Here is a 17,112-nt window from a genome sequence, read left to right on the forward strand (position 1 = left end):
GTATTATCTTATCTATTAATATTATACTACAAATGTATATTACAACTGATACTGCAAATAGCAAGCTTTGCAGCTAAAGAGGCGGGTTGACTCTACCTAGGAGTCGCTACACCGCTAGAAAAAATGACTACAGAATAACAACTTGTTGAACCGGGTTGTTTTTACAACTCAAAAATTGAACAATGATGTTGGTTAGTTGTGCAAACAAGGATGAATATGAAAAAGCTAGGTTTTGTAAGTGCTTTTGTGTTGATAGTCGTTTTAGCTATCGTTTACTTGATGATTAAAAGAGAGATTCCTGCGCACGAACAGGCACAAATACAAAAAAGCACAGCACCTTCCTCTGGATTAAAGTCAACATTTAGCAATGCATCGCCTGATATTCAAATCAACGAATTTGAACCAACACCCAAGCCAGAAGTTTTTGTTTCTTCCGAGCGTTGTGAGCAACTTCAACGCAGTTATTACGAGCAACACAGAGGCAGAAATAACGAATACCTTGCCATTGCATCACAGCTTCGCAAACAAGGCGAAAGTGTCGACAACATTACTCTTGCCTTATTGCACGGTGGCGTTGACTGGATAACAACTGACATCTGGCGAATTCGCACACAGATTAGAGAGGCAACGTTAAAGCATCAACACGCCATCAAGCACTTCTTAGAGTCTCAAATCCCACAAGACGCATCCTCTGATGAGCAAAAACAGCACGCCCAACTCCTGCAATCTCAACTGAAAACACTCGATTTGATCGTTGCCAATGCCCACCAGCCTTTGGGTAATACGCCGCATTTAAACCTCGACTATGTGTATAACACAGTATTCGATATGCGTGACTTTCAGCTTCTGACCTTTTCAGATACCTCTACGCAAGTACTTGTTGATAGCGTCACGGCTATGCTCGAACACGTTGATGCAGAACTACTTAACTCGCCTGAGCTGTCGCCCATTCACCACTTCATTGGCTCGCTATTGTTCACTGGTAAAACAGAAGCTGCCACCTTACTTGCACAACGCTACCCGCAAGCATTTAAAAATGATTCCATATTTATTAATCGCTCTCAGCAAGCAACCATAGAGATTCTGACCCTGTACACAGCCGCACGTAAAGACAAAAGCATGGTAGCTCAATTACTTGATGCTGTTGACCTTAATCGCATGCAGCGCTATTTACCTGATGATTCTGGAGCGAAGATGAAGCTAAACACAACGCTGCTTGCAAACGAAGGCTTCAAGTTGAACGTCAGCCCATTTACATCGATACCACTTGAATCGCCCCCACTGGAAATTACCCTTGAGAGTGAACACCAATTTACTAAACAAGAACAAAGTGAGTTTGATACCTGTAGCTCGCAAAATGAATGGCTTACTGAGCGCACAAAAACACCGCAGCAGTGGCAACAGTATGAAACGTCACCGTTTATTGATTCCGTTATCAACTCACCTGAGTTTAAAGCCTGTGAAAATAGCAAAGCGATAGACGCCCAGGCCCTTGTCATGGGTATCGCAAGCGAAATATTAGGCAAAGGTAAAGGTCTTGAACAGTGGCAAAACCTCACTATGGATGATATTGACGTATCGTCACTCTCTGATGATAAACGCACTGCTTTAGCATTAATCGCCACGTCGATAGCCAGTGGTAATGAAGCCTTGTCACGCGAACAAATAGTAGGCCGATTAGCCAACATGGGGCTCACCCCCTCTTTTGACTCAACAGAAATACTATCTGAATTTGTAAACCAACCGGAACTGACCATGTGGCTAGAGACACTTACTGACTTACCACCAGATACGGCATTGAATCTCGCCAACGTCATAGCGCACCGTGGTTCGTTAAGGGAATACAAATTAATAGAGCCGTTTATTGTGCGACCCGACTCACAACAGCTAGATCCGCTATATTACCTGCTCCAACGCGATCCATTTGTAATAGACAACCGTCAACGTTCAAGTGCGCAATTCTTAAAATACCTTCTGGAAACAGGCTATTCCGTATCCAGTCAGCACGAAAGACAAATGGTGAGAATGCAGACAACAAATGCGCAAACTTATCTGAGAATTATTGAGCAATTTCCAGAATTAGCTGTCGGCGATCCAAACGATTACTTTGCTGTAAATTGCGATAATCAGAAATAGGTGCCTAAATAATAGTCACTGTGCAGTTTTATAATTGCTTTTCACTGACTACGCAGTTTGTGTAGTCAGTTCAATATTTTATTTTTAATAACGGTTGTTTTTTGTACTAAAAAATTAAAGAATGGAAGCTAGTTGCAAGTGGCTTACAAGGATGACAATGAAAAAACGAATCGCTTTTACGTTAGTAATAATATCAGCAACCTGCGCTTATTTTTGGCTGAGTACTGCCGATTCAAAGCAATCTCACACAGCGTTTAATATAAAGGCGCAAGAATCAACCACCAACGCCACAATCGCCAATTCTAAAGCGCCCAAAAAAACCTTCACTCCAACACCCGCGCCAAAGCCAATCGAAGACCTAGAACAATGCAAAAGTGTGCTCAAAGATTCGCGTAACATCAAAATGCAAAGACAAAAAGAGTACCTTGACCAAGCAGACGCTGCGCTTAAACATGGCGCTAACTTTGATGAAGTCACACGCGCACTCATTGCAGCCGGTGTAGATTGGCAAGCTTGGGAAAGCTGGCGTAAACATGTGCAACTGCGTACAGCGCTGTCACGCAACTTCGATATCTTGCAGGACTTCGTATTTCAGAAATACGAATCACCGCAAAACACGAGTAATAACTCGCAAGTGATGGAGGAACTCGACGTCAATCTTGCAACTTTGCAGGCAATGGCTGATGGTTCAAAACCAGTGGTTAACGGACTTTCAAACTTTAATTTAGACACCCTCTATCGTATATCGCTGGAATATCCTAAATTCAGAAAACAACTCAATGAAAACCCTGTAGCCTCATTGCTCGTCGAGCGCGCAACCGAGTTGGTTGCAAATGTGCCACCTGAGTTGCTCAATGATGCGCAACTGAGCCCAGTGAACATGCTTGTGGCTGAGCTACTATCAATGGGAAAAACCGAAGCAGCCACATTACTGATGCAAAAATATCCAAAGTCATTTAGTAATGAGTCAATGTTTGTTAGCCCTATTCAAAAGCAGGTTCTTAAACATTTTCAAACCTTCCCATCAGCCTCGCAAGACGCTGTCATTATGGAGCAACTTATTGCCGCAAGTGGTCTTGATGGACAAACCAAATACCTAACTCAACATAGCCTTTTATCAAATGACGTTAATTTAGACTCACTAAAAGCTCAAGGGATCACAGTTTCAGTGTCACCATGGAGTACAATCCCGACCAATGACCTCACAATCCAGTTGTCAGCAAGTGACTCAGCGCAGATGGACGAATATCAGCAAGCGCTTGTTGATGCGTGCCAATCCCCGCGAAAATGGCTCGCAGAGCGTTCATTTTCAGTCTCTCAGTGGAATGAATTTGAGGAGAGCGATTTTGTAAAAATGGTGAAGGCCTCCGCTGAATATAACGCATGCTCAAATTCTAAAAAGGTTTCTGAGAACCAGCTGAGGCAACGTGCATACAACATTTTAATGAACCAAAACAAAACCCTCGCGCAAATAAAGCAGCTTGAGTTGGATAACCTTAATCTCCCGGAGATATCCGATGCTGAACGCTCTGCTTTGGGTCTTACGGTGACGCGATTAGGCTTACGCGAAGGTTTTAGCAATGAAGCGATAATTAATAAACTGGCTGCAGCAAACCTCACCCCTAACCCACAACATAGTGAGGCTTTTTCCGCATATGTGGGTAAAGAAGTGATGACCTTGTGGCTAAAACAATATACGCAGTTGTCCGCAGCGGATGCACTTGGCCTTGCCAACACCATCGCAAAGTATGGCGACATTGCTCAATATCAACTCGTTGAGCCGTATTTGGATATTTCATCTAATGCCATCGATCCTTTGTACTCTCATTTAGCAAGTATCCCCTACAGACATCGATTTCCGATTTATCATCATGTACCTAAAGACCAAGCTGGACCATTTTTAACTTACCTTATGAATAATGGTGCTCAAGTCCAAAGCCACCACTTGCGACAAATGATGAAATGGCAAATTGAAGCGCCCGAGCAGTATCAAGCATTGACAACAATTTATCCCGAGCTCACCGTAACCCAGCCAGATGAGTATTTTGCGGTGCGGTGTGATTGAATTTATTTTCAATAAAGAAAAAAGCCGACGTTAACGTCGGCTTTTACATGTAGGGAGATTGCAACGCTTACTTCAGCATGTATGCGCGCATTGTTAGTTGCTCTGCAGTGCTTGTGCCGTAGTCAGCCATTTCAATACGTAGGTGAACAAAGTCACCTGCAGGTGCGTCGTTTGGTACAACAGCAACCCACTCGCCATCTACTTGTTTGATCTCTGCATCTACCCAGCTCTCAGGTGCGAACTTGGTGAACACAGGACAATAGATGTAAGCTGGAATGTTGCTCATTGTACATTCTTGACCATAACCGTATTGCAGTTTGACATCTGCCAGTGACACTTCACCCACACCGTCTAGCACACCAGACAGCTTAATGTGAGCAGGCTCGCCCGCATTCATGCTGTTATTGATGTCTACAGGTACATCGACAACTGGCATTAGGATAGGTTGTACACCCTGTACTGTTTCGTCAGTCATAAAGGTATAAGTACCTTGGTACAATGAACCCAGTGAATCTTTCACCGGTGAACGCTCACCTACACCGCGTAAATAAGAACGCATGGTTAAGCTAACTTCATTTGAACCGTGGTCAAGCGTCAAAGTGCCTTGATAAGGAGAAGCGTTTTGACCATTTACCATTAGACCGTATGCTGAGCTACCTGCGTAGCCAAGAATACCATCGTGTCCAGCGGCGTCGCCAAATGAAGCCATGTTGAATGACAATACATTGGTATCGCGGCCAATAATCGGAATACCACTTGTGCCTAAGCTACCTACACGTTGCGTTTTGAACCACGAAGTCGACTCTTCACCTGGGGTCATAATACGGACACCATCAAAGTACGCGCCTGAGCTATTAATTTGATAGTTTGGCATTACTACGTTTGTCCACGCATTTTTAGGTGTTGCAGTGAAGTATTCGTCACGCTCAATTGGCAACATGATCATTTGCGAACTACCTGTTGAGTAAAACTCACCAGTGCTGTTGGTCATGCCCATCACGTCGGTCCAAGCTGGACGCTCGTCGCCTTGCGAGTGGTATTTACTCTCAATCTTACGCATTTTGTGTTCTTGCAACACAATTTGACCCGCTTCAATGCGACCATCTGTGATGTGATTGATAGAGTAAGCATAAGGTGAGCGCTCAGCCGCGACACCAGACCAGCTAACCGTGTTACGACCTGCGGCGATTTCCGCTGCAAGTAGTTCACCTTCAGCTGAGCTAATACCGATCACTGGCACTTTTGGTGTACCGGTGATGCTGCCTTTGTAGCGACCATCACGACCAGGACGATAGAAAATCACGCCGATAGCGCCATGTTTCATGGCATTACCTACCATGTAACTGGTGATGTAGTTAGGGTTAGCGATAAGTGCAATTTTACCTTCTAGGTCGAACTGGCTCCAATCTGTGTTGTAACCGGCATCGCCTACTGGTAACACTTCTGCTGATCCTTCACCGTGGAAAGACAGTGCCAAACCTTGTTTGATGTAATCAAACTCAGTGCCGTTTTCCATCATTACTTTTGTTTCTGGTGCCACTGCACGCGTGGTAATGAATGAACGGAAACGATCATCATGGCCTTGTGACCAAGCATACATATCGTTTACGTAATCAGGTGCCATTTCGATAGCAGCTAACTTAGCTTGTTTCTCGTCATCAAGTGCGTAGGTAAAACCAAATGAGTAACCTTGCGGGTCAAGTGGTTGTGACGCTTTGAACGTTACTTGTTGTGCATTTCGGGCATCAAGGTTCAGTACCGTTGCGCTTTCAATCTTGCGATCCAAAATAGCCATCTGGGCTGCAGATTCAACCAAACCAGAATTTGAATCTGGGTTATCGAACGTCATGATGTTCGCAACGATCGTGTAATTACCTGTTGGTACGCTTACTTCAGCTTTGCCGCCAGTTAAGCGCAGCAGACTGCCCCAATCGTCTTCTTCATTGATCAAGTAAACTTTTGAAGGGAATGATGCACGATTACCCCAACGGTCTGTCAAATTAACCGTCAATGGTACTTGTGGTTGGTCAACCCAAAAAGACACTGGAACAACAATCTGTTCATCTTGGCCACCAACGGTTGTGCCTGTGATTTTACCTGTGATTGCGCCGTATGCACCATCGCGCATCGCCACAGAAGGCTCAATCCATACAGGTACATCAACCTGACCATTTGCAGGTACGGTAATAGACTTAACACCCAGACCAGCAACGGTTGCTGGCAATTGTGTTTTACCATCTTCACCGATCAAATCTAATTTCAAGTTAAAGGTGATTTCTTCGCCTGTCGTGTTTTCAAACGTGACGCTGCTTTGAGTGTATGCGTCATTTTGACCGTAACCGAAATAACCTAATTCACGGTTCGGCTCAGCAATAACTGCTTGGCTTACCGCACGGTTAATGTCCATCGCACCCGCACCTTGCTCTAACACATGTTTGTCAGAGAAAACGGCTGATGAAGTCAGTACTTTTTTAATCTCTCTTGGTGATAGGTCTGCACGAGCTTGCATCACAATAGCTGCACCACCCGCTACATGCGGCGCAGACATAGAGGTACCTGAAAGTGCACGGTATGCCGTCGCACCACGACCACCTGAAGCTGCTGCTACTACCGCAACACCTTGTGAAGCAATATCAGGCTTCGCTGAATGACCATCTGGTGATGGACCACGAGAAGAGAATGAAGCGGTATTGCCATCACGGTCAATCGCGCCCACAGTCAATGCGCTTGGCGCACAGCCTGGTGAACCCACCGTTTCACGGGTAAAACTGTTGCCCGCTGAAATAACGAATAAAGCACGGTCACTAAGCGCTTCAACCATATCCACAAGAGGACCATCACATGATGTCGCCGAACCACCAAGAGACATGTTTACGATGTCTGCATTTTCTGACATGACTGCCCATTGCATGCCATTAAGAATGCCATACATTGAACCGCCGCCGTTATTGCTCAGTACCTTACCAATCACAAGATCAGCGTCTGGAGCTACACCTACCCATTTACCGTTTGATTCAGCACCTGTACCTGCAATCGTCGACGCAGTGTGCGTACCGTGGCCATTAGTGTCATCCACAGCATTCATTGAATAAGTAAAGTCGCGTGATGCTACCACTCGGCCCTGTAAGTCTGAATGCTCAAGATCATAACCGGTATCAAGAACCGCAACCTTCACGCCTGCACCTGTGTAATAGCGCGCTGCATCACCATAGGCCCCTGTAAGCGGCACTGTTGGCGTTAACGTGTCTGCTTGGTTAACCTTATGGGCAAAAATAGCCGCATCAAGCCATACGCCGTCAATATCACCCTGGGCTACAAGCGCTGAGAATACATCCGCAGCTTTGCTCTTATCGATGCTAAACGCCGCGCTGTCGATTAATTCAATTTCACCTGTCAGTGACGTGCCTGCTAACTCTTTTGGTGTTGCCGCACCTGCCAGCGTACCATCGCGATATTCGACGATAATTGGCAGCTTATCGGTCATTTCATCTGCATATCCTGATGCATGCAGCTTGTTGATGTTGAATAGCTCTAGGTCAATAGCACCTGAGTCTACCAGCTCTTGCGCCTGGCTAGGCATAACATAAGTGTTACCACCACGCATGAAAACACTGGTAATGACTTCATTGCCATCTTTACCCAGCATACGAATACCACCAAGTTCACCTTGCTTGTTCACGACAGCCGATACTTTGTCGCCAGTAATCAGTGTGAAAGTCAGTGCTTGCGCGTTTGTGTTTTGTGCCAAGTCGTCACTTTGAGCTAGCACTGGTTGTGCTAAGCCCAAACTTAACATGGCCAGATAGGTCGCTTTCAAGCGCCCAAACCTACGTGGTTGCTTCATCTTCAACATCCTAAAAATTGGTTATTTATTTGCACGGGGAGCGTGTCATCCGCTCTTCAATAAACCTTATTCATATTGTCATATGAATGTGATTAACCTATTTACGGTATCGGTTTGAGTAAATTACGACCATCAAATTTGTGTACTATTTTGTCGGACACATGTACCAAAATGTATCATTTACGTTTGTTATAAGCGTAATAAACGAATAGCTATCTGAGGACATTGAAGTTTTATGAAGGCGCCGATATTCATCAAGAAACGGTGGCGGAAAATTACACAACTAATTTGGTCGTAATACCCATGACACTTTCTCACCCTTGAAAGCCAAAGTACGCACTAAAAGAGTGAATCAAGAAGTTACGAGCATGTCGTAAATATTCAATTATCTTTGGTGCTCATTCGCTAATTTTTCCGAGACCACAACTTAGGAGAAACAAATATGGCAATACGTACAAACTATTATGAATTAGCCCCCAAGGCGATAAAGATATTGATGGCGCAAGAAGACTATCTAGCAACCCAATTCAATACCAGTGCAACGCTCACACAGGGAATTTGGGAATTAGTTAAACTGCGAGTATCACAGATAAATCAATGTGCTTATTGTATTGATATGCACAGTAAGGATTTACTGCACAACGGTGAATCGGTAGAGCGAATTATTGGCTTGAATGCTTGGCGTGACATGCCTTGTTATTCGGATATTGAAAAAGCGGCACTAGCGTGGAGTGAGCACATAACAGCGGCGCAGTCTGTGGATGATAACGTTTATCAGCGTCATGTTCAGCAACTGGGCGAGCAGGCACTACTTGATTTGACTCTAGCGGTGAATGCTATTAACAGCTGGAATCGCGTCGCCAAAACGTTTAAGCCGGATGTGGGCAGCTATAAAGCACGCTAACTAAGTAAGCCCTAGGATCACTGTTCAGTAGATGAAGTTTCTTCTGCCGAAGTGTCTTCTTGTTGCGCTAACTTTTCGCGCTCGGCTTTTGAAACGTAAGCCGGTTTATTGCTCTTGTGCAATTTGGCATTGGCGCGTTTGTCTTTCGCTTTAAGCTTGGTGAAAATCTTCTTTTTACGGTTCATGGCTACAAAATACAGGGGATTTCTGTGGCTATTATACCTTGTAATAATGGTTCAAGCCGAGATGATTTTAAATGCAGCCTGATCAACCACAACCCAATAAAAAAGCGGATCATTAAGATCCGCTTTTTATATTTAAATTCAAAGCCCTACTTCGGACTATGAGCATATCAGCCTTTGTTATACAGCTCACCACGCGCTTTGTGTAGTTTCTTATAACTGTCGATTAGACGTAGGTGCTTGTCCAAACCTTCTAGCTTCATGTTGGTCGGGGTTAGGCCGTAGAAACGTACATCACCCGTGACCAAGCCCACCGCATTGTCCATGGTTTCTTGACCAAACATGCGTGTGAAGTTGTGAATGAAATCGTCTAGTTCCAACTCGTCATCAAGCGTGACTTCCAACACTGCGTTCAACGCTTGATAGAACAAGCCACGCTCAACCGTGTTGTCGTTGTACTGTAAGAAGTCACCAACTAATTCAAATGCTTCTTCTAACTCACCTAACGCTAGGTAAATTAGAATCTTAAGTTCAAGAATAGTTAACTGGCCCCAGACTGTATTTTCATCAAACTCAACACCAATAAGGGTGATGATGTCGATGTAGTTATCGAGCTGGCTCTCTTCTAAACGCTCAACCAATGCCGCTAATGCATCGTCAGACAATGAGTGCAGGTTTAAAATATCTTCTCGGTATTGCAGTGCTTTATTGGTGTTATCCCAAATCAAATCTTCCACCGGATACACTTCTGAGAAATCAGGCACAAGGATACGACACGCACTGCCAATTTCTGTAAATTCAGCGATGTACGCTTCTTTACCTAGGTCAGCAAGAATGCCAAACAACGCATCGCTCTCTTCTTCGTTCGTGCCGGAGAAATCCCACTCAACAAAATCGTAATCCGCTTTAGCACTGAAGAAACGCCATGAGATCACACCCGTTGAATCAATAAAGTGCTCAACAAAGTTCTCAGGCTCAGACACTGCCATCGAGTTAAATGTTGGTTTTGGCACGTCATTCAAGCCTTCGAAGCTACGCCCTTGCAACAGTTCGGTGAGGCTTCGCTCAAGCGCTACTTCCAAGCTTGGGTGTGCACCGAATGATGCAAATACGCCGCCTGTTCTTGGGTTCATCAAGGTCACGCACATCACGGGGAATTGACCACCTAGTGACGCATCCTTAACCACGATTGGGAAGCCTTGCTCTTCTAGCTTTTCAATCCCTTCAACAATGCTTGGGTATTTGGCTAGCACCTCTTGTGGTACATCTGGCAGCACAATTTCTTGTTCAATGATTTGGCGTTTAACCGCACGCTCAAAAATTTCCGATAAACACTGTACCTTCGCTTCGTTGAGGTTATTACCTGCACTCATACCGTTGCTTAAGAACAAGTTTTCAATCAAGTTCTGCGGGAAGTACACCGTTTCGCCGTCAGAGTGACGAGTATACGGAATTGAACACACGCCGCGGTCCACACGACCTGAGTTGGTGTCTACTAAATGTGATGCTTGCAGCTCACCTTCAGGGTTGTAAATCTCTAAACAGTAATCATCCAATATGCCCTCAGGTAGAGCATCATCTTCACCTGCTTGGAACCACTTTTCATTCGGATAATGAACAAATTCACTGTTTGCAATTTCTTCGCCAAGGTATTGATCGTTATAGAAGAAGTTACAGCTTAGACGCTCGATGAATTCCCCTAATGCCGAGCACAACGCGCTTTCTTTAGTGGCACCTTTACCGTTGGTAAAACACATAGGCGATGCCGCATCACGAATGTGCAATGACCACACGTGCGGCACGATATTGCGCCAAGACGCGACTTCAATCTTCATACCCAAATCAGCGAGCATGCGCGTCATATTTTGAATGGTTTGCTCAAGCGGTAAGTCTTTACCTAAGATATATGTGCTGTGGTCAGGGTCTGCTTCAACCATCAGCATGGCTTGGGCATCTTCGTCGATGTTATCAACAGGGTCGATTTGGAATTCAGGGCCGGTTTGCACTACGCGCTTCACCGTACAACGTTCAATTGAACGCAAGATACCTTGACGGTCTTTGTCAGAGATACTCTCAGGTAGCTCTACCTGAATTTTAAAAATCTGATTGTAGCGATCTTCAGGATCAATAATGTTGTTTTGCGAAATACGGATACCGTCGGTTGAAATTTCTCGCGAGTTACAATACACCTTAACGAAATACGCCGCACACAGAGCAGATGACGCCAAAAAATAATCAAACGGGCTTGGCGCTGAGCCATCACCTTTGTAACGGATTGGCTGGTCGGCAATCACGGTGAAGTCGTCAAACTTGGCTTCTAGTCTGAGGTTATCGAGAAAATTAACTTTAATTTCCATAAGTTATCGGTACCCTAAAAATCGCAAAGACCGAGCTTAGCCAAGCTACATTGCAGCGAATATGGCAAAGTCGGTCAATCTATAAAATTTAATGTTCCAATTATCGTCTTTTTGAGCGCAATCGTCTTGGTTTATTTTGGAATTATTTAAACCAAGTTATTTCAAGTCGCAAAATGACGTTGGATTGAATGCAAGTAAGCGCTTGCTCAAAATTAAAAAGGCAGCTTTCGCTGCCTCATTGATGCCACTCAAGGTGGTAGTAATTATTTATCTACCGGCTCAAAGCGTAACGACATCAAACCTAAATCGCGTACCAGTACGTCACCATCTTCAATGAGCCAAGTTTGTTCTTCATTGCCTGATTTAAACACCAGATAGTCGCCAGACTTAAGTTCACGCACAAAAATTTCATCAAACTCAGTACGCTGACCATCCGCTTCAATGAAGTTTTCACCAATGTAGATTTTCTTTACGCCAGCCAGTTCAGACAAGGCGTTAAACACTTTGTTATCCGACGTGCTGACATAATGCCCTTCAAAGCCGTGGCCGCCACAGCCCAACATGAATAAGGTGGTTAAAATGATAAGGGAATATTTTACGTACTGCATATCTGATACCCATTTAAATAATACGACGAGCCCTACACAGGCCCCATGGCTGGCGCTTTTGCAAGGACGGTGAATTTTACACCATCCTTAATGCGATACCAATACGCATAAAAAAAGGGCCGCGTTTGCGGCCCTTTTGAGTAACATCACAACTGTTATTTATTTCAAATCGAAACGATCTGCGGTCATTACTTTTGTCCAAGCATCAACGAAGTCATTTACGAACTTCTCTTTCGCATCTTGTGAAGCATACACCTCAGCAATAGCGCGTAATTCAGAGTTTGAACCAAAGATTAGGTCAACGGATGTTGCCGTCCACTTCTTCTCGCCGCTAGCACGGTCGAAGCCTTCGTATACACCCTCTTCCTTGCTTGATTTGCTCCATTTGGTAGACATATCAAGTAAGTTCACGAAGAAGTCGTTGCTCAATGTGCCAGGTTTGTTGGTTAACACACCGTGATCAGAGCCTTTGTAGTTGGCATCAAGTGTACGCATACCACCCAGTAGCGCCGTCATTTCTGGTACGCTCAAGCCGAGTAGATTTGCACGTTCTACTAGCATGCCAGTCGGTGATTTCCATGCACTGCTGTAGTAGTTACGGAACGCATCAGCTGTTGGCTCAAGTACTTCGAATGATTCAACATCGGTGTACTCAAGTGATGCATCCATACGACCTGGCTTGAATGGTACAGTGATAGTGTAACCTGCATCCTTCGCGCCTTTTTCAATCGCAGCCGCACCACCAAGAACAATCATGTCAGCAAGTGAAATTTGCGTTTTACCTGCTTTTTTGTTGAATTTGGTCTGAATTTTCTCAAGTACTTTTAGTACTTTTGCGACTTCTTCAGGGTTGTTCACTGGCCAGTCTTTTTGTGGCGCTAAACGTAGACGTGCACCGTTTGCACCGCCACGCATGTCACTGTCACGGTAGCTAGATGCTGATGCCCACGCAACGCGCACAAGTTCAGACACTGTGAGTTTAGAATCAAGAATTTGCTCTTTCAAATCAGCAATTTGTTTGTCATTCACAAGGGTGTGGTTGGCCTCAGGAATGTAGTCTTGCCAAATTAATATTTCGCTTGGTACTTCATCACCTAGGTAACGAGCACGCGGACCTAAGTCACGGTGATTCAGTTTGAACCATGCTTTAGCGAAGGCCAGTTCGAATTTTGCAGGATCGGCGCGGAAGCCTTCTGCAATCTTGCGGAACTCAGGGTCTTTCTTAATGGCAATATCTGTGGTGAACATGATAGGCGCGTGACGCTTACCTTTAACATGCGCATCAGGAACTAAATTTTTCGCAGCTTCATTGGTTGGGATCCATTGAATCGCACCCGCTGGGCTGGTTGTTTGTTTCCATTCAAAGTTGAATAGGTTGTCTAAGTAGTTCGTTGTCCACTGTGTTGGTGTCACTGTCCAAGCACCTTCAAAGCCACTGGTCATAGTGTCTTCAGCCATGCCTTTACCACACTTGTTCTTCCAACCAAAACCCTGGTCTTCAATTGGTGCTGCAGCTGGCTCTTTGCCAACGCAATCTGGTTTTTTAGCACCGTGTGCTTTACCGAATGTGTGACCACCAGCGATAAGTGCAACGATTTCTTCGTCATTCATTGCCATGCGACCAAATGACATACGAATATCGTCAGCTGCAAGCAGTGGATCAGGTTTACCGTGCGGGCCCTGCGGGTTTACGTAGATAAGACCCATTTCAACTGCAGCGAGAGGACCTTTCAATTTGCCCTTTTTATCGCGACGCTCGTCTGTCAGCATCTTGCCTTCTGGACCCCAATAAACCAAATCAGGTTCCCAATCGTCTTCACGGCCACCGGCATAGCCAAAGGTTTTGAAGCCCATGTCTTCGAGCGCTACGTTACCCGTTAACGCCATCAAGTCTGCCCATGAAATATTGCGACCGTATTTTTGTTTTATCGGCCACAGTAAACGACGCGCTTTGTCTAGGTTACCGTTATCAGGCCAGCTGTTTAGTGGGTCGAAACGTTGCTGACCGCCACCTGCACCACCGCGGCCATCGAATACTCGATACGTGCCTGCTGCGTGCCAAGCCATGCGGATAAAGAAAGGACCGTAATGACCATAGTCTGCTGGCCACCAGTCTTGTGATTGCGTTAACACCGCACGGATGTCTTCTTTCACCGCTTTAAGGTCGAGGCTCTCAAACCCTTTCGCGTAGTCAAAATCTTCGCCGTAAGGGTGCGACTCTACACCGTGTGCACGAAGTGGGCTAAGGTCTAACTGTTCTGGCCACCAAAATTGGTTTGACTTAGGTTCAACAGCTTGCGCGCTGATCGATACCACTGACGATACAGCCATCGCGACTGCCGTGATAAGTGGAAGTGTTTTTTTACCCATGAATATTTCTCCCCGTTTGGAGTAGTGTGATTAACGGGAATAAATATAGACCATGGTTTTAATCGATTGGAGTGAGAAAAAACGATTGAATCAATCGGTTATTTAGATGCTCAGTGAATATCAGTGCTAGGCAGGTTTTTTACTTATTTACGAGAAGCTTAAGAACTATTTGAGGGAGCCTAAGTACGGCACATGATGCGCTTAGGCCACAAAACTTACGTTATTCCGCGGTAGTTGGGTCAATCATGGTCTTCACCTCGTGGATAGCCTTGATGGGAAAATCGCCCATTTCACCATGCTTGCGGATCAGTGTTTCATCCGGTGCAATATACACGCAGAACACTTTGTTGTCGGTTACATAGCTTTCCAACCACTGTACTTGAGGGCCTAGTTGCCCCAAAACATCACAAGACCGCTGGGAAATTCCTTGTAAATCATCCTCTGATAACTGCCCTGCTCCTTCAATTTCTCTTTCAATTACGTACTTTGGCATTGTCCGTCTCCTTCAAGAGTAGGAGCTAATAAGTATAGTCAAATTCACGTAGTTACGGAGGGAAAAGTCAGGAAGAATATGAAGTACAAGCTTCCCGTTGGCACACTCAGCCAACAGGAAGTAAGGTAAGAATTAAAGGCCTAAGCTCTTTAAGTACTCTTCGTATGTACCATGGAAATGAACGATACCCTCAGGCTGAATATCGATAATCTGCGTTGCCAAGGAAGATACAAACTCACGGTCATGACTCACGAAGAATAACGTGCCTTCGTAGTTTTCTAAGGCTAGGTTCAACGCTTCAATTGATTCCATATCAAGGTGGTTAGTTGGCTCATCAAGCACCAAAACGTTTGGATTGATCAGCGACATTTTACCAAACAGCATGCGCCCCTTCTCACCACCTGAAAGTACTTTTACTTTCTTTTTCACGTCATCGTTTGAAAACAACATGCGGCCAAGGGCACCGCGCACGACCTGGTCATCGCCAGTCGTCCACTGCTTCATCCAATCGAACAGAGTTGCATCTTCTTTGAAGTCATCCGCATGATCCTGTGCGATGTAGCCAATTTTTGCCGCCTCAGCCCATTTAACTGTGCCTTGATCCGCTGCGACGTCACCGAGTAAACAACGCAGTAAGGTTGTTTTACCCGCACCGTTTTGACCAATAATCGCTACGCGCTGCCCAGCTTCAACTTGTAGGTCGAAATTGTTGAATAGTGGTTTCTCGAATGCTTTTGACAAACCTTCAACAGTGACAGCTTGACGGTGCAGTTTCTTGTCTTGGTCAAACTTGATGTATGGGCTCACACGGCTCGAAGGCTTGATATCTTCAAGCTGAATTTTATCAATCTGCTTCGCACGTGACGTTGCTTGCTTCGCCTTAGAGGCGTTGGCAGAGAATCGGCTAACAAAGCTTTGTAACTCTGCAATTTGCGCTTTCTTCTTGGCATTTTCGTTGAGCTGCTTTTCACGGGCTTGCGTTGCCGCGGTCATATACTCATCGTAGTTACCAGGGAATAGACGTACTTCACCATAATCTAAATCAGCCATGTGCGTACACACAGTGTTTAAGAAGTGACGGTCGTGCGAGATGATAACCATAGTGCTTTTACGCTCAACCAAGATCTGCTCTAACCAACGAATGGTGTTGATATCCAAGTTGTTGGTAGGCTCGTCTAGAAGTAGCACTTCTGGATCGGAGAACAGCGCTTGGGCAAGAAGTACACGTAGCTTCCAACCTGGCGCGACTTCGCTCATTGGGCCGAAGTGTTGCTCAATAGGAATTTCCAAACCAAGCAATAACTCACCAGCACGACTCTCTGCTGTGTAACCATCCATTTCTGCAAATTGCGTCTCTAAGTCGGCCACTTCCATGCCTTCTTCTTCGCTCATTTCTGGCTGGCTGTAAATGTAGTCACGACGCTCTTTGACCGCCCAAAGTTCAGTGTTACCCATCAATACTGTGTCCATGACACTGTATTCTTCGAATGCAAACTGGTCTTGGCGAAGTTTACCTAAACGCACGCCTTCGCCTAGCATCACATTGCCTGCAGAAGGTTCTAAGTCGCCACCCAAAATTTTCATAAAGGTCGACTTACCACAGCCATTCGCACCGATTAAACCGTAGCGATTACCGTTGTTGAACTTTACTGATACATTTTCAAAAAGAGGCTTGGCGCCAAACTGCATGGCGATATTAGCTGTAGCGATCAAAGAAGTGTTACCTTTGGTTGGTCAAAAAAAGGACGCGCAGTGTAACTGAATACGCGCTACATATAAACCAAAAGCGTGATTTTTAGCGCCGTTTAACGCAAAAAGCACACTCTGTAAGTGTGCTTTTGTTAACTCGGCTTATCTGTGAGTAACTTACGCTAGATTTGCGGCTTCTCTTTGTTGATGGGTGCGGCGAAAATGTATACCACCCATGTGAACCAAAACAGGAAGACTTGCACCAGTATCCAAATCAGCTTTTCTGTGCCGCTGGTTTTGTTAGAACGGGCGATTAAGATCGCAGGCAACAGCCACACAAGCAATAAAATGGGTATCACGAGCAGCATTGCCATTGTGCCATCAGAAGACATACAAACATCCCTTTAAGTTATTGATGATTAAATTATTTTTATTCTAAGCTTCTAAATAATAGTCGCAAGGTG

11 protein-coding genes are annotated in these 17,112 nt (G+C 45.0%); 3 read left to right on the forward strand and 8 right to left on the reverse strand.

Going from position 1 to position 17,112, the window contains the following annotated elements; genetic code table 11:
• Nucleotides 1-216: 216 nt before the first annotated feature.
• Nucleotides 217-2,136: a hypothetical protein gene (locus V1358_RS09515; RefSeq protein WP_347393384.1), complete on the forward strand. Its 1,920-nt coding sequence runs from the start codon at nucleotides 217-219 to the stop codon at nucleotides 2,134-2,136.
• A gap of 157 nt (nucleotides 2,137-2,293) precedes the next feature.
• Entirely contained in the window at nucleotides 2,294-4,201 is a 1,908-nt protein-coding gene (locus tag V1358_RS09520; RefSeq protein ID WP_347393385.1) for a hypothetical protein, read from the forward strand.
• A gap of 67 nt (nucleotides 4,202-4,268) precedes the next feature.
• Here the strand turns inward: V1358_RS09520 and V1358_RS09525 are convergent, their stop codons facing one another.
• Entirely contained in the window at nucleotides 4,269-8,045 is a 3,777-nt protein-coding gene (locus tag V1358_RS09525) for a S8 family serine peptidase (protein ID WP_347393386.1), read from the reverse strand.
• Between the two features lie 442 nt (nucleotides 8,046-8,487).
• On the opposite strand from V1358_RS09525, the gene V1358_RS09530 reads away from it, so the two are divergent.
• Nucleotides 8,488-8,949, forward strand: coding sequence for a carboxymuconolactone decarboxylase family protein (locus V1358_RS09530; RefSeq protein ID WP_347393387.1), 462 nt, complete (start codon nucleotides 8,488-8,490; stop codon nucleotides 8,947-8,949).
• Nucleotides 8,950-8,966: 17 nt separating this feature from the next.
• Here the strand turns inward: V1358_RS09530 and V1358_RS09535 are convergent, their stop codons facing one another.
• From V1358_RS09535 to V1358_RS09565, 7 genes are all read right to left on the reverse strand, one after another.
• Complete coding sequence (locus V1358_RS09535; RefSeq protein WP_347393388.1) at nucleotides 8,967-9,134, reverse strand: DUF2986 domain-containing protein; 168 nt, start codon at nucleotides 9,132-9,134, stop codon at nucleotides 8,967-8,969.
• A gap of 167 nt (nucleotides 9,135-9,301) precedes the next feature.
• A complete protein-coding gene (locus V1358_RS09540; protein WP_347389757.1) occupies nucleotides 9,302-11,488 on the reverse strand; it encodes an OsmC domain/YcaO domain-containing protein in 2,187 nt (728 codons plus the stop codon).
• A 263-nt stretch (nucleotides 11,489-11,751) separates the two neighbouring features.
• Entirely contained in the window at nucleotides 11,752-12,096 is a 345-nt protein-coding gene (locus V1358_RS09545) for a hypothetical protein (protein ID WP_347393389.1), read from the reverse strand.
• 159 nt (nucleotides 12,097-12,255) lie between these two features.
• Nucleotides 12,256-14,466 (reverse strand): catalase/peroxidase HPI, encoded by a 2,211-nt coding sequence (gene katG, locus V1358_RS09550; protein ID WP_347393390.1) that lies wholly within the window; start codon nucleotides 14,464-14,466, stop codon nucleotides 12,256-12,258.
• A gap of 220 nt (nucleotides 14,467-14,686) precedes the next feature.
• Complete coding sequence (locus V1358_RS09555) at nucleotides 14,687-14,959, reverse strand: DUF4242 domain-containing protein (RefSeq protein WP_347393391.1); 273 nt, start codon at nucleotides 14,957-14,959, stop codon at nucleotides 14,687-14,689.
• 132 nt (nucleotides 14,960-15,091) lie between these two features.
• Entirely contained in the window at nucleotides 15,092-16,672 is a 1,581-nt protein-coding gene (locus V1358_RS09560; RefSeq protein ID WP_347389761.1) for an ABC-F family ATPase, read from the reverse strand.
• A 158-nt stretch (nucleotides 16,673-16,830) separates the two neighbouring features.
• Nucleotides 16,831-17,040: a hypothetical protein gene (locus V1358_RS09565; RefSeq protein WP_347393392.1), complete on the reverse strand. Its 210-nt coding sequence runs from the start codon at nucleotides 17,038-17,040 to the stop codon at nucleotides 16,831-16,833.
• Nucleotides 17,041-17,112: the final 72 nt, after the last annotated feature.

The organism is Pseudoalteromonas pernae, assembly GCF_039831865.1.
GTDB lineage: Bacteria > Pseudomonadota > Gammaproteobacteria > Enterobacterales > Alteromonadaceae > Pseudoalteromonas > Pseudoalteromonas pernae.